Source organism: Enterobacter sp. 198, from assembly GCF_009025585.1.
Lineage (GTDB): Bacteria > Pseudomonadota > Gammaproteobacteria > Enterobacterales > Enterobacteriaceae > Enterobacter > Enterobacter ludwigii.
The window spans coordinates 94,750-109,632 of the sequence record NZ_WCIM01000021.1 but is presented as its reverse complement, the minus strand read 5'-3'; the positions used below and the strand labels follow the sequence as shown (position 1 = coordinate 109,632).

Sequence of the window (14,883 nt, the reverse complement as noted above, 5' to 3'; positions counted from 1 at the left end):
CAGATCCGCTGCCGGTACCGTCAGGCTCCAGCCGCCGTCCGCCGCGGTTGTTGCGGTGTACTGTTTGCCGTTCAGGGTCACGGTGACCAGGGTACCTTCCGCAAGGTTGGCGCTGGTACCGCTGACGCTCAGATCCTGACCTTTCTCCACCGCGTTCAGCACATTGTCGCCGCTCAGGGTATCGAAGCCCACGGAAGGCAGCCCGGTATCGACAGTCACGTTATGGGTGCCGGATCCGGTATTGCCCGCGGCATCGGTGACGCTGACGCTGACCGTCACGGTGCCGTCGCTGAGGCCAGAAATCACGTTCGCCGGAACGCCGACGCTCCAGTTGCCCGCGGCGTCCAGCACGGTGGTGTAGGTCTGGCTGCCAACGGTCACGGTGACTTTATCGCCCGCCGCCGCGCCGGTGGCAGAGCCGCTGACGATCTGCGCCTGCGCATGCTCAGCCACGTTAATCACGTCGTCGCCCGCCACGGTGTTGATGGTCACGACCGGCACCGTCACGTCGACAGCCAGGTTATGATCCACCGAGGCCGGGTTACCCGCCTTGTCACTGACGGCGGCCGTCACGGTCACGCTGCCGTCCGTGAGCGCCGCCAGGTCGGCTGCCGGAACGTCCAGCGTCCAGTTGCCGTCTGCCCCCACGGTGGTGGTGTAGTTCTTCCCGTTCAGGCTCACGGTGATCGTCTGGCCCGCTTCGGCGGTGCTGGTACCGGACACCGTCAGGTCAGCTTTCGCTTCGGTCGCATTCAGGATGTCGTCAGCCGCCAGGGTGTTAATCGTTACGGACGGCGCGGTGGTGTCCACGCTGTACTCGCGGCCCGCAGACGCGCTGTTGCCGTTGACGTTGGTGACGCTCACCTGCACGCTGGCATCGCCCTCTTTCAGACCGGCCAGGTCAGCAGACGGCACCGTCGCCGTCCATTTGCCGTCGGCATCCACCGACGCCGTATAGGTTTTACCGCCGAAGAAGATGCTGACGGTCTGATTCTCCTCCACGTTGGAGGTGGTGCCAGAGAGCACCAGATCCGCGCCCTTCTCAGCCGCGTTAATCACATCATCCGTGGCAATGGCGTCAATCCCGATGGCGACCGCCGCAAGGTCCACCGTCACATTGTGGGTAATGGACACCGGCGTACCGGCGCTGTTCTGCCCCTGAACGGTGACAGCTACCGTGCCTGCCGCCAGCGCGCCAATATCGGCCGCCGGAATAGCCGCACTCCAGGTGCCGTCAGCCAGCACGGTGGCCGGATAGGTTTTATTATTTACCGTTACGGTCAGTGCGGTCCCTGCCGCCAGTCCTTCGCTGGTGCCGGTCACGATCAGGTTCTGACCATGCTCGATGCTGTTGATCACATCGTCACCCGCCACGGTATCCACGCGCAGGCCCGGCAGGCTGGCGTCGATGGTGATATCGCGCTCGCCGGTGCCGCTGTTGCCCACGCCGTTAGTCACGCTGGCGGTGACGGTCAGTTCGCCGTTACCCAGTGCGGTTAACACGGACTCCGGTACGTTGACGGACCAGGTCAGGTCATCCTGCACCGTTGCGGTCAGGGTGTTACCGCCGAGGGTCACGGTGACGGTGTTGCCCGCCTCGGCGTTCACCACGGTACCGCTGAGAGTCTGGCCGCTCGCCAGCTCCGCGGTATTGATAATATCGTCGCCAGCCACGGTGTTGATGGTGACACCCGGCAGGACAGACTCCACGTTCACGGTGTGAGTCACGCTGGTACTGTTGCCAACAGCATCGGTTGCAGACGCGGTGAGGGTGTAGATCGCTTCACCCAGTGCGCCGACCTGATCCGCCGGTACGGTAGCCGTCCACAGCCCGTTATCATCCACCGTCGCGCTGTAGGCTTTGCCGTTCAGCATCACGGTGACGATCGCGCCCGCCGCCAGACCTGACGCGGTGCCGGTGAGGGTGAGATCCTGCGTTTTCTCGGTGCTATTGATGACATCGTCGTCTGAAACGGTGTCAATGGTCAGCACCGGAGCGGTAAGGTTGACGGCCACGTCGTGCGTCGCACTGTTGCTGTTGCCCGCTTTATCGGTCAGGGTCGCGGTGATGGTGTGATCCCCGGCGGCCAGAGCATTGACGTCGACCGCAGGCACTCCCACGCTCCAGTTGCCCACGGCATCCAGCGTGGCGGTGTAAGATTTATTATTGATGGTGACGGTGACCACATCACCCGCTGCCGCGCCGGTGACAGACCCGGTGACAATCAGCGCCTGCGCGTGCTCAACGCTGTTGATGACGTCGTCATCCGAAACGGTGTGAATGGTCAACTGCGGCACCGTGGTATCCACCAGCACGTCACGATCCACCGAGGCCGGGTTACCCGCTTTGTCGGATACCGCCGCGGTGATGGTGTAGTTTCCGTCGATAATGCCGCTCAGGTCGGTTGACGGTACGCTCAGGCTCCAGCTGCCATCCGCCTGCACGGTGGTGGTGTAATCCTTGCCATTCAGCGTAACGGTCACGGTCTGGCCCGCTTCCGCGTTTGTGATGCCGTTAACCACCAAATCCTGCTGCGCTTCAGACGCATTAATGATGTTGTTGTCGCTGACAATGTCGATAGAGACCGTCGGCGCGGTCGTATCCACGCTGTATTCACGGCCCGCTGACGCGCTGTTGCCGTTCACGTTGGTAACGCTAACCTGCACGCTGGCATCGCCCTCCTTCAGGCTGCCTAAATCAGCAGAAGGCACGGTAGCGGTCCAGTTACCGCTGGCATCCACGGTCGCGGTGTAAGACTTGCCGCCGAAGGTGATATACACGGTCTGGTTGGCTTCGACGTGGGTGGTGGTACCCGACAGGACCAGGTCCGTGCCTTTTTCCGCCGCGTTGATCACGTCGTCGGTGGCAATCGCGTTGACGCTGATCGCCACCGCGGCCAGATCGACCGTGACGTCATGCGCAATCGTCACCGGGTTTCCTGCGGTGCTCTGACCCTCAACGGTTACCGTCACCTTGCCTGCGCTCAGCGCGCTGACGTCGGCGGCCGGGATCGCTGCCGTCCAGGTTCCGTCGGCCAGAACCGTCGCCGCATAGGTTTTACCATTGACGGTCACCGTCAACGCAGAGCCGGTTTTCAGCCCATCACTGGAGCCGCTAATAATCAGGTTTTGACCATGCTCGATGCTGTTAATCACATCGTCGCCCGCCACGGTATCGACCCGCAGACCCGGCAGGTTGGCATCAATGGTGATGTCGCGGCTGCCGGAGCCGGTATTGCCGTGACCGTTAGTGACGCTTGCCGTCACGGTCAAATCGCCGTTGCCAATGGCCTTTAAGACTTCAGGCGGCACATTGACCGACCAGCTCAGATCATCCTGAACGGTGGCGGTCCAGGTGTTGCCCCCCATTGAAATCGTGACAGTGTCACCGCTTGCGGCACCGCTGACGTTCCCGCTCAGGGTCTGTCCCGCAGTCACTTCCGCCGCATTGATGACATCATCAATGGCGACAGCGTTAATGGTCACCACCGGTAGCGCACTGTCGACAAGTGCCTGATGGCTGGTGCTCGCGCTGTTGCCTGCGGTATCGGTCACGCTCGCGGTGACGGTGTAGTTCGCTTCGCCCAGCGCCGAGACGTTTGCTGCCGGTACCGTCACGCTCCAGTTGCCGCTGGCGTCAGTCGTGGCAGTGTAGTTAATGCCATTCAGGGTCACGACGATCGTGGTGCCGTCCGGCTGGTTGCTGGTGCCGGAGAGTTGCAGATCTTCGCCTTTCTCGATGGCATTGATCACATCATCGCCCGCAACGGTATTGATAGCGATAACCGGAGCGGTCAGGGAAACCGCAATCTCATGCGTCTGCGTGGTGTTGTTGCCCGCTTTGTCGGTGAGGGTCGCAGACATCGTATGGTCGCCATTGCCCAGCGCGCCCGCGTCAGCCGCCGGAATACCCAGACTCCAGTTGCCGGACGCGTCCAGCATTGCGCTGTAATTTTTACCGTTCAGCGTCACGGTGATCACGTCGCCTGCCTGTGCCCCGGTGACTGTGCCAGAAACGATCAGCGCCTGACCGTGTTCAGCAATATTCAGAATGTCATCACCGGCAACGGTGTTGAAGGTGATCTGCGGCACGGTGGTGTCCACCAGCACAGACGCATCCGTGCTGGCCGGGTTACCGGCTTTATCCGACACGGTCGCCGTAACGACGGCAGTGCCGTCGGTGATACTGGCCAGATCGGCTGCCGGCACGTCAAGCGTCCAGCTGCCGTCAGCCTGTACCTGTGCGGTGTATTGATTGCCATTAAAGGTCACCGTGACCGTCTGCCCCGCTTCGGCAGTCGAGGTGCCGCTCAGGGTGAGATCCTGTGCCGCCTCTGCCGCATTGAGCATGTTGTCGTGACTGACCGTATTGATGGTGACCGCCGGCGCAGTGGTATCGACGCTGAATTCGTGTGACGAAGAGGCCGGGTTGCCATTCACGTTGCTCACGCTCACCTGAACGCGGGCATCGCCCTCTTTCAGGCCGCTTACATCCGCAGCCGGAACGGTGTAAGCCCAGTTGCCATTCGCATCCACGGTGGTGGTGTAGCTTTTGCCGCCAAAGGTGACCGTCACCGTCTGACCGGCTTCGACCCCAGACGTGGTGCCGGAGAGCGCCAGATCGTGTCCCTTCTCCGCCGCATTCAGCACGTTATCAGGGGTCACGCTGTTAACGCTTATCGCGACCGGGGCGAGATCGACATCCACCACGGTCCCGATATTCACCGGGTTGGCGGAAGCATCCTGCGCGCGGGCTGTAATGTTGAGAGGACCGTCCGGCCACTGGCTGACATCCGCCGCAGGCACAGCCGCTTTCCAGGTTCCGTCGGCCAGGACCGTGGCGACGTACTCAATGTTGTTAATGGTCACGGTAACGGTGCTGCCCGCTGCAAGATCGGTGCTGGTACCGGAAACAATCAGGTTCTGCCCATGCTCGATGATATTGATAACATCGTCGCCCGCCACGGTATCAATACGCAGGCCAGGCAACTGGGCGTCGATGGTGAAGTCCAGCGCGGCAGAACCGGTGTTTCCGTGCGCATTCGTCACGCTGGCCGTAACCGTCAGCTCACCGTTACCGAGCGCGGTTAACTGGCTCTGGGTTAACGGCAGGCTCCAGGTAAGATCGTCCTGCACCGCAACGGTATACGTCTGGCCGCCCAGGGTAAGGGTGACAATGTCGCCTGCCGCCGCGTTGGCGACTTTCCCCGTCAGGGTCTGGCCTGCCGCCAGTTCCGCCGCGTTGATGATGTTATCGCCCGCCAGCGTGTTGAGCGTGACCACCGGCAGCGAGCTGTCTACCAGCACATCGTGCGTGGCCGACGCGCTGTTACCCACACTGTCCGTGACGCTCGCCGTCACCGTGTAGTGCGCCTCGCCCAGCGCGCTTACTGCGGAGGCCGGTACGGTAACACGCCAGTTACCGCTGGCATCCGTAATGGCGGTGTAGTGAATGCCATTCAGGGCCACGGTGATCGGGGTGCCTTCTGGCTGGTTGCTGGTTCCGGAAAGCAGCAGGTTTTCGCCTTTTTCCGTGGCGTTAATCACGTCGTCCGCCGCCAGAGTGTGAATACCTATCTGCGGCGTCACGGTATTAACCATCACCTCCAGCGTACTGCTGCCGGTGTTGCCAGATTGATCGGTCACAGAGACCGTAATCGTCCAGGTTCCGTCCGCCAGGCCCTGTACCACAGACGCAGGCAGGCCGAGGCTCCAGTTGCCCGCCGCATCCACCACAGTGGTGTAATCCACGTTATTGATGGTCACCGTGACCCAATCACCCGCTGCCGCTCCGGTCACGGAGCCGCTGAGGACCTGCGCCTGGGTATGGGCAAGCTGGTTTATGGTATTGGTATCGGTGACAAAATCGTTAATGGTCACCTGCGGTACGGTGGCATCCACCAGCCCGACGCGATCCGTGCTGCTGCTGTTACCTGCCACATCGCTCACGGTTGCCGTTACCGTGACGGTGCCATCGGCCAGTGCGCCGACGTCCGCGGCAGGTACTGTCAGTTGCCAGCTACCGTCATGTTGAACGGTGGTCTGGTAGTTTTTACCGTTCAGCGCGACGGTGACCGTCTGGCCCGTTTCCGCCGTGCTGCTACCGCTTAACACGATATCCTGCTGCGCTTCGGCGGCACTGATGATGTTGTCATCGGTCAGATTATTGATCGTGATGTCCGGAGGCAGCGTATCGACCGTCACCACGCGCGACGCATCGGCGCTGTTGCCGTTAACGTTCGTCACGCTGACGCTCACCTGCGCGCGGCCGTCAATCAACGTTTCCATGGCGCTGGCCGGTACGGTCAGGCTCCAGGAGCCATCCTGCTGCACCTGCGCGGTATAGGTCCGATCGGCGAATTTCACCACCACAGTCTGCCCGGCTTCCACGCCCTGCGTCTGGCCAGAGAGCGTGAGATCGCTGCCTTTTTCCGCCGCGTTCAGCCGGTCATCACCGGAGATGACATCAACAGTCACCGCCACGGCGTTCAGGTCGAGTTCGATCGGATGTTCAGCGGCAACGGCATTGCCCCACGCATCTTCTGCACTGACGTGCACCGCGATATGGCCCGGCGTCCAGGACTGGAGGTCGCTCGCCGGGACACCAGTCTGCCAGCCACCGGTGGCGTTGACCACGGTGACATAATCGACGTTATTGATGGTGACGGTGATCTGCGTGCCTGCGGCCAGATGGCTGCTGGAGCCGGTCACGGTAAGATCCTGATGCTGCTCAATGGCATTGATCACGTCATCACCGGAAAGGGTGTTGACGCGCAGACCCGGCAGCGCCGCGTTGATATTGATATCGCGCTCGCCGCTGCCCGTATTGCCGTGGCTGTTGGTGACTGACGCGTTAATGGTCAGGTCGCCGTCGCCGAATGCCCTGAGATCCGCAGACGGGATAGTGAGGTTCCAGGTCAGATCGCTACCCACGGTGGCGCTGTAATGCTTGCCGCCAACGGAAACAGACACCGTATCCCCTGCCGCTGCACCCGTGACACGACCGCTGATCGTTTGATCGGCGGCCACTTCGGCGTTATTCACCCGGTTGTCGCCGGCAAAGGTATTAATGACCACCTGTGGCAACACGGTATCAACCAGCAGTGTGGCCTCCGCTGAGCCGCTGTTGCCCACGCTGTCGGTACCGCTGACGCTGGCGGTGTACAGCGTGTTCGCCAGTTGCAGGACGTCGGAAACGGGTACCTGAACTGACCAGCTCCCGTTCTCGGCAACGGTTTGATAATTGACGTTGTTCAGCGTCACGGTGATGGCGCTGCCGTCTGGCAGCGTGCTGGTGCCGGTCAGGCTCAGCGGCTGCATAGCCTCCTGAGCATTGAGAACGTTATCCTGGCTGATGGCATGAACGGTAAATTCCGGTGGGTTACCGCTCAGCGTAATGCCGTGTGTGGCGCTGCCGGTATTGCCCGCGGCATCGGTAACGGAAACCGTAATGTTGTGGTTGCCTTCTCCCAGCAAGCCTAGCACGGACGCAGGCACCCCCACGCTCCAGCTGCCGTCCGCCTGCACCACACCGGTGAAGGTCTGACCGCCAACGGTTACGCTCACGACATCCCCTGCTGCGGCGCCTCTCGCCGTACCGGAAATAATCTGCGCCTGGCCCTGCTCGCTGGTATTGAGGATATTGTCGTCAGCAACGGTGTTAATCGTCACGACCGGGGCGGCGGTGTCCACGGTGAAATCGACGGTCGTGGAAGATCCGTTCCCCGCTTTATCGCTGACGTTCACCGTTAGCGTATGGTCGCCATTCGCCAGCGATTGCACCTCGCTGGCGGGAAGCGTAACGGACCACGTGCCGTTGCTCCCCACCGTGGCGGTATGATTTTTCCCGTTGAGCGTTACCGTCACAATCTGGCCGGCTTCCGCATCGGTTTTACCGGTGAGCGTCAGCGCCTGGTTGTGCTCAGCCGCGTTGATGATGTTGTCCTGCGCAATCGTATCAACAGAAAGCGCTGGCGCGTTGGTATCCACACCTATCGTCTGGCTGCCGCTCACGGTATTGCCCGCGGCGTCTTTACCGCTGACGTTCACCGTCCAGGTGCCGTCACCCAGCGCCTGTGCATCCGCGGCAGGCACGTTCACACTCCATGCGCCGCCGGCCCCCACTTCCGCCGTGTAGGTTTTGCCGTTCAGCGTGACGGTAAGCCCGGTTCCCTGCGCCAGATTTTTGCTGGTGCCGGACAGCGTAAAGCCAGCGGAGTGTTCGCTGGCATTGATCACGTTGTCACCGGCCGTTGTCCCCAGCGTGATGCTGGCGTCAGCGGTAGAAATTGTGACGGTAATGCTGCCCGCCTGCGTCGTTTTGCTCCCGTCGATTTGCACGACAGACCAGGTATGTTCGCCGTCAGCCTGAGTCGGGAGTTTTACGGTCCAGGTACCCTCTTTCCCGACCATGGTGCTGGCAATGGTGCTTCCGCTGCTGTCTTTAACCTGAATGGTCGCGCCCGGCTGCCCGGTACCGCTAAAGGTTGGGGTGTTGTCGTCCGTGATCGCTTTTCCACTCAGCACACCCTGCTTATCACCCGCGTTGTCCGTCAGCAAAAAGGTCGGCGTCGCGCTTTCAACATCTTTGGTGTTGTCGATGACTTTGGTTTTGGTTTCGCCGTCACCCCGGTGCGCCAGCAGTGCGCCAATGGCACCGCCGCCCAACGCAGCGCCTGCAATCCATCCCCATGGCGCGTCATTGAGAACGCTTCCCTGCTCAAGGAAAGGCTCAATGCTGGCAACCGGCGTAGCCTGCGCGGTTAACTCGGTAACAGCAACGCCAGACGCTTCCCCGGCATCGGCAAAAGAAATATGCGTCAGTTCCTGCTGATCGTTGAAGACCAGTTCTGATTGATTATGGGTCTGTGGATCTTCAACAAAATAGTTATTGCAGCGAATAACGCTGCCGTCTTTCATATAAATAAGCAGGTCTTTACCCTGGCGAACATAACGCACAACATCCTGAGCAGAACCCTGAATTTCAATCACACTCGGCGAAGAAATAGAAACCGACAAATTACCCTCTCCGGTTAATTTCGTTTTCTCGGCCGTTTTGCGAATGATGACATCAACAATTTTTACGTTACTCATTTTCCTCTCCTTGCAGGTGTCCGGATTCCTGTGGATATGTCCACCAAATGGATGTAGCTATCCCTGGGAAAAAGCACCCATTATTTTCTTACTTATTTCGCACAAAAAGACGCGTGTTTTTTAACTCAAATCAGGTAATTTTGCGGCAGCGTTTTTCTCTATGCCGATCATTGGCATCAAATTATCAACGGCAGATGCGTAATTAATCGCCGAACTCCAGCCATCATATTCAGCCATTATTTTGGCTGAGGTGGCTTGCCAGACATCCTGTTCAACGCTGAGCAAATCGTTAATGCTCCGCTTGCTCAGGGTATATTCATTTCTGTAAACATCCCGGGCGCGTAACGCGCTTTCCAGCTGCAGCTTCCCCGCCTGCATTCTCCCCTGCGCGCCGGTCCAGTCAGCCTGCGCAACAGAGGCTTTTTGCAGGACATCGAACCGCGCCTGGTCAACCTGAGACGATGCCATGGCCCTTGCCCCTTCGGCCTGGCGAACGCGGGCTGAAACGGCACCACCCTGGTATAGCGGTGCGTCAATATTGAGCTGAATCTGGTCATCCCAGTAAGAACGGTTGTCGGACTCGTAGCGGGTGCGGCCTCCTTTCAGGCTTAACGTCGGCCAGTGCTGAGACTTTGCCGTTGCCACGCCATACTGAGCTGAACGCTCCATATTCTGCGCGGCCATGACCGCGGGAATGGACGAGTAATCAATGCGATTAAGCGAGTCTTGCTCAATGGCAAGCTTCGCCGGTACAGGTGAATAGCGCTCGGCCTCCATGCCAGTCAACACCGCAAGCCGTGCGCGGGCGCTGTTTAACGCCGCGTTATACTGCTCGACCGTGGCCTGCATACCGGCAATGCGCGTGCGCGTCTGAAGCTCGTCAGAGGTTGAACTGACGCCTGCGTCGGCGCGGAGTTTGGCCAGTTGTTCAACGTTTTTGAGCGCCTGAACGTTCTCTTTGGCGGCCTGCAACAGGTCGGAATAGCGTTTGACTTCTACGTAGCTGAGCGCCGTTTTTTCCGCCACCGCAGACAAAGTGCTCATCAACTGGTAACGATAGCTATCGCGCTGCGCCGTGGACTGGTCGATGCTGTTGTTGGTCTTGCCAAAATCGTATACCAGCTGCGTCAGACTCAATCCCCAGGCCGCAGAATTGCGCAGCGAGCCGCTGGAATCGGTGGTCTGGCTATGGCCAGTGCTACCGTTTAACGATATTTGTGGCATCCAGCCGCTGCGTGCTTCATCTATTTGTGCCTGACCTATTCCCAGTTGCGCGGCCTGCTGGCTAATCGACGGATCGCGATCGATGGCAAAAAGAATACTCTCTTTTAATGTTGTCGCGGCAATCGGAGCAATCCCCACCTGGCGGCTATTCGCAGAGGCCGTATTAAAGGCTAGCGAAATTAATGCCAGGGCGACTGGAAATCTCAGCAACATATTATTTCGCATGATAGTCATTTTTATCTCCCTGACTCTGAATGACGCTTAAATATTTACCCCTAAAGGGGTATAAATAATTCGACAAATATCTTACCTGGGTCCGAATAAATATTGGACAAACGCTCCCCAACCCCATTTCCATTGGAGATGAGAGCCGACCATATTCTTATGACAATAAGAATTTACTTATTTCTTTAACTGGTTTGCAGCATAACAAAATGCGCTATAGGCAACTACACCCACAATGTTAATGTGGTGTTACAGATAAGAAAAAAGATGGGGTTTCTGGACAAAACCTTAAAAAGGGGCTTTCAAATGAAACAAATAAAGTCTTTGTTATTTAAGTAAAATTTTAGAATCGCCGGATGCACATTTTTGCGTTAATTTCAGCATGCGTCAGACACAAAGATTTTCAAAGAAATGTCAATTTAAGTAACCATAATGCCATATACAACATTAATATCTATTAATATAAAAATACACAGAATTTATTGCTATTTATTAATTTCATTAAAGCATTAATGGTTGCATATTGGTATCACAATGGTTATATACGCCAGTGTGTTTAATAAAACACAACAATAACATTGCTGTTAACATTTGGAATGAATCACTCACACCGTATTAATAACATTTTAATAATAACCAATCTGAACAATACCGGACATTGATACTTACTGGCGATCAACACCCTTCCCTCTGCGGTAAAATGCTGTAATATGCAACTTATTGCGACATTTTGCGGGATTTACCCATGCACAAAACGGCCAGACAAAAATATGTGCTTGATATCATTAGTGAGCACGGGCAGGCCAGCATTACGGAACTGGCGGACAAACTGCAGGTCTCAGCGGACACCATCCGCCGGGATCTGACCGATCTCGAGAAACAGGGGCTGGCGCAAAAGAACCACGGCGGGGCAATTGCCCTGAATCTATCGGCCATGAATCGTCAGGGGCGCAATACACTGCTGCCCGAAACCAAACAACGTCTTGGTCAACAGGTGGCGCAGGCTGTTCCGCCAGGTTCGACGCTGTTTCTGGATGCGGGGAGCACGGTAATGGCTGTCGCCTCGTTCCTGAAGGGACCGCTGACAATCATCACCACCTCGCTGGATATCGCGTGGCACTTCAGCGACCGTGACGATATCGAACTGATCCTGCTCGGCGGAAAATGGGACCACAAGCAGCGACTGTTTGCCGGCAGCGCCACCCTCTCCCTGCTGTCACGCTACCGCGCGGATATCGCCATTCTGGGAGCCTGTGCTATCCATGCTGAACTCGGTCTGAGCGCCGGAAAAGAGGCCGATGCCGAGGTCAAACGGGCGATGCTCGCGACCAGTCATGAGCGCTGGATTGTCGCCGACCATCTGAAACTAAACCGCTGTGAACCGTATCTGGTCAGCGGATTATCCAACATCCAGCACCTCTTTTTAGATCGTCCCTGGCCTGAGCTTGGGGACCCTGGCGCAATGCACATTACGGTTTGCGCGAAATAACGTGGAGAAGGTCATGAGTAAAAAGAAGACAATCAACATTGCGCTGATCGGGTATGGATTTGTAGGCAAGACCTTCCATGCCCCGCTGATCCAGTCCGTGGACGGCCTTAAGCTGGCGGTGGTTTCGTCTCGTGATGAAGAGAAGGTTAAACGCGATCTTCCTGATGTTCAGGTGGTGGCAACCCCGGAAGAGGCAATTCAGCATCCCGATGTCGATCTGGTGGTGATTGCCTCCCCTAACGCCACCCACGCGCCGCTGGCAACGCTTGCCCTGAATTCAGGCAAACACGTGGTCGTGGACAAACCGTTCACACTCGACATGCAGGAAGCCCGCGACCTGATTGCCCTGGCGCAAGAGAAGCAACTGCTGCTCTCCGTCTTCCATAACCGCCGCTGGGACAGCGACTTCCTCGGCATTAAGCAGGTTATTGAGCAAGGAACCCTTGGCAAGGTCAAACACCTTGAGTCGCACATTGACCGTTTCCGCCCGGAAGTGCGCGTGCGCTGGAGAGAGCAAAACGTGCCCGGTAGTGGTCTGTGGTTTGATCTGGGGCCGCACCTGATTGACCAGACGCTGCAGCTCTTTGGACTGCCACAGTCGGTACAGGGCAATATCGCCACGCTGCGTGACGGCGCGGAAATTAACGACTGGGCACACGTGGTCTTAGATTATCCGCAACATAAAGTGATTTTGCACTGCAGCATGCTGGTGGCTGGCGGAACGGCACGTTTTACCGTTCACGGCGATAAAGGCAGCGTGGTGAAAGCCCGAATCGACCAACAGGAAGCGCAGCTGCTGGCGGGCGTGATCCCCGGCAGTGAGGCCTGGGGCGAGGACAGTGACAGCATGGTGTTCTTTGGTGCAAACGGTGAGCCGCAGACCGTTACCACGCCGAAAGGCGATCAGCGTCAGTACTACATCAACGTGCGTGATGCGCTACTCGGAAAAATCACCAATCCGGTTCATCCGGTCGAGGCGCTGGCGGTGATGGCGGTACTGGAAGCGGCCGTGAAATCCTCAGAGACGGGCACCACTCAGGCGCTGGAGTTAACCCCGGAAGAGCGCGCTCAACTGCAATAAAACGCAAAAAAAGCCCTGCAGACTGCTGCAGGGCTCGCGGTTATGGATTACTGGCGTTTTTTTGGCATCATGCGCAGGAGGGTGTTGTCTTTCCAGAAATAGTGATGCATCAGCGCCGCCATCGCGTGCAGACCAATCACAACGTACCCCACGTTGGCCAGCGTCTCGTGCCACTCTTTCAGAACGTCGACCAGATCAAAATTCGATTCTGCCGCGTGCGGCATCACCAGACCAAAGGCTAACCAGTCAGTACCGCGGTTATACATCATGACAATACCAATCAGCGGCAACGCGATGAACAGCAGATACACCACCAGATGGCCAAGATGGGACAGCCCGGTCACCATCGGTTTTGGCTTTGGTTCAATCGGCGGTGCGCGGAATTTAAGGCGAACCACTAAACGCGTCACCATCAACACCAGCACAGAGATGCCGCACGAAACGTGGATCATGTTGATTACCGGCCGGGCGGTGCGTGGGAAGAAGCCTTTGAACTCCATCGCGCAGTAGGCGACGATGATTAACAAAAACACCAGCCAGTGGATAGCAATTTGCAGGCTTGTATATTTAGTACGCATGAGATTTCCTGATAAATAACCGATATCGCGCCAACATAATCCCCTTTCCTTAAAAATTCATTAATTTTTCTGTATGGTTTTTCAAATACTTCCCCTCGCATGAAGCTTCTTCAATTGCCGCCCTGTCCGTGATGGTCTAAGCCTGGATGAGTTCAAACTGTCGCAAAGACGCGTTCACAGGAGTACACCATGAGTAAAATTGGCATTAACGGATTTGGACGCATAGGACGCCTTGTCCTGCGTCGCCTTCTTGAAACCCAGGACAGCAACACCGTCGTCGCCATCAACGATCTCACCTCTCCCAAAGTGCTGGCCTACCTGCTCAGGCATGATTCCAACTACGGTGGCTTCCCGTGGAGCGTAGATTTCACCGAAGACGCCCTGATTGTTGACGGAAAAACTATCGCCGTGTACGCCGAAAAAGAGGCAAAACATATCCCGTGGAAAGCCGCGGGCGTGGATATCGTCGTGGAATGCACCGGCTTCTACACGTCGGCAGAAAAATCACAGGCACACCTTGAGGCCGGAGCCAAAAAAGTGCTGATCTCTGCCCCTGCCGGTGAGATGAAAACCATCGTGTATAACGTGAATGACGATACCATTGTCGCCAGTGATACGATTATTTCCGTTGCTTCCTGTACCACCAACTGCCTCGCCCCACTGGCAAAAGCCCTGCACGATGCGTTTGAAATAAAAGTGGGCACCATGACAACCATTCACGCCTATACCGGCACGCAGGCGCTGGTGGATGGCCCGCGCGGGAAAGACCTTCGCGCCTCACGCGCCGCGGCGGAGAATATTATTCCGCACACCACCGGGGCGGCCAAAGCCATCGGTCTGGTGATTCCGGCCCTCAGCGGCAAGCTGAAAGGCCACGCCCAGCGCGTACCGGTGAAAACCGGTTCAGTGACCGAGCTGGTCTCGATTCTGGGTAAAAAGGTCACCGTTGAGGAGATCAACGCCGCGCTGAAAAAAGCGACGCAGGGGAATAAATCTTTTGGTTATACCGATGAAGAGATTGTTTCGTCTGATGTGATTGGCTCTCACTTTGGTTCTGTCTTTGACGCCACACAGACCGAGGTATCAGAGGCTGGCGATCTGCAACTGGTGAAAACCGTCGCCTGGTATGACAACGAATACGGTTTCGTCACCCAGCTGGTGCGCACGCTGGACAAATTCGCCTCGCTGTAATG

6 protein-coding genes are annotated in these 14,883 nt (G+C 57.4%); 3 read left to right on the top strand and 3 right to left on the bottom strand.

Annotated features, from left to right (window positions below; genetic code table 11):
* Both F8561_RS12850 and F8561_RS12845 read right to left on the bottom strand, forming a co-directional pair.
* Window positions 1–9,093, bottom strand: a 9,093-nt coding sequence (locus F8561_RS12850; RefSeq protein WP_151887548.1) for an Ig-like domain-containing protein, incomplete at its 3' end; no start/stop codon positions are given.
* Window positions 9,094–9,213: 120 nt separating this feature from the next.
* The gene (locus F8561_RS12845; RefSeq protein WP_106504092.1) at window positions 9,214–10,551 is read right to left on the bottom strand and encodes a TolC family outer membrane protein; all 1,338 of its coding nucleotides are present in this window, start codon (window positions 10,549–10,551) and stop codon (window positions 9,214–9,216) included.
* 736 nt (window positions 10,552–11,287) lie between these two features.
* Here F8561_RS12845 and F8561_RS12840 point away from each other — a divergent pair.
* On the top strand, window positions 11,288–12,031 hold the full coding sequence (locus F8561_RS12840) for a DeoR/GlpR family DNA-binding transcription regulator (protein ID WP_151887547.1): 744 nt from the start codon (window positions 11,288–11,290) through the stop codon (window positions 12,029–12,031).
* Window positions 12,032–12,044: 13 nt separating this feature from the next.
* The gene (locus tag F8561_RS12835) at window positions 12,045–13,112 is read left to right on the top strand and encodes an oxidoreductase (RefSeq protein WP_151887546.1); all 1,068 of its coding nucleotides are present in this window, start codon (window positions 12,045–12,047) and stop codon (window positions 13,110–13,112) included.
* Between the two features lie 47 nt (window positions 13,113–13,159).
* On the opposite strand, the gene cybB is transcribed toward F8561_RS12835, so the two are convergent.
* Window positions 13,160–13,690, bottom strand: a complete 531-nt coding sequence (cybB, locus tag F8561_RS12830; RefSeq protein ID WP_025204247.1) for a cytochrome b561 — start codon at window positions 13,688–13,690, stop codon at window positions 13,160–13,162.
* A gap of 189 nt (window positions 13,691–13,879) precedes the next feature.
* On the opposite strand from cybB, the gene gap reads away from it, so the two are divergent.
* Window positions 13,880–14,881 carry a type I glyceraldehyde-3-phosphate dehydrogenase gene (gap, locus tag F8561_RS12825; RefSeq protein ID WP_149376561.1) on the top strand — a complete coding sequence of 334 codons (1,002 nt, stop codon included), beginning with the start codon at window positions 13,880–13,882 and terminating at the stop codon, window positions 14,879–14,881.
* The last annotated feature ends 2 nt before the right edge of the window (window positions 14,882–14,883 follow it).

Coding starts and splice junctions, on each gene's coding strand:
- F8561_RS12835 (WP_151887546.1), top strand. CDS start 12,045: ATGAGTAAAAAGAAGACAATCAACATTGCGCTGATCGGGTATGGATTT.
- F8561_RS12845 (WP_106504092.1), bottom strand. CDS start 10,551: ATGACTATCATGCGAAATAATATGTTGCTGAGATTTCCAGTCGCCCTG.
- F8561_RS12840 (WP_151887547.1), top strand. CDS start 11,288: ATGCACAAAACGGCCAGACAAAAATATGTGCTTGATATCATTAGTGAG.
- cybB (WP_025204247.1), bottom strand. CDS start 13,690: ATGCGTACTAAATATACAAGCCTGCAAATTGCTATCCACTGGCTGGTG.
- gap (WP_149376561.1), top strand. CDS start 13,880: ATGAGTAAAATTGGCATTAACGGATTTGGACGCATAGGACGCCTTGTC.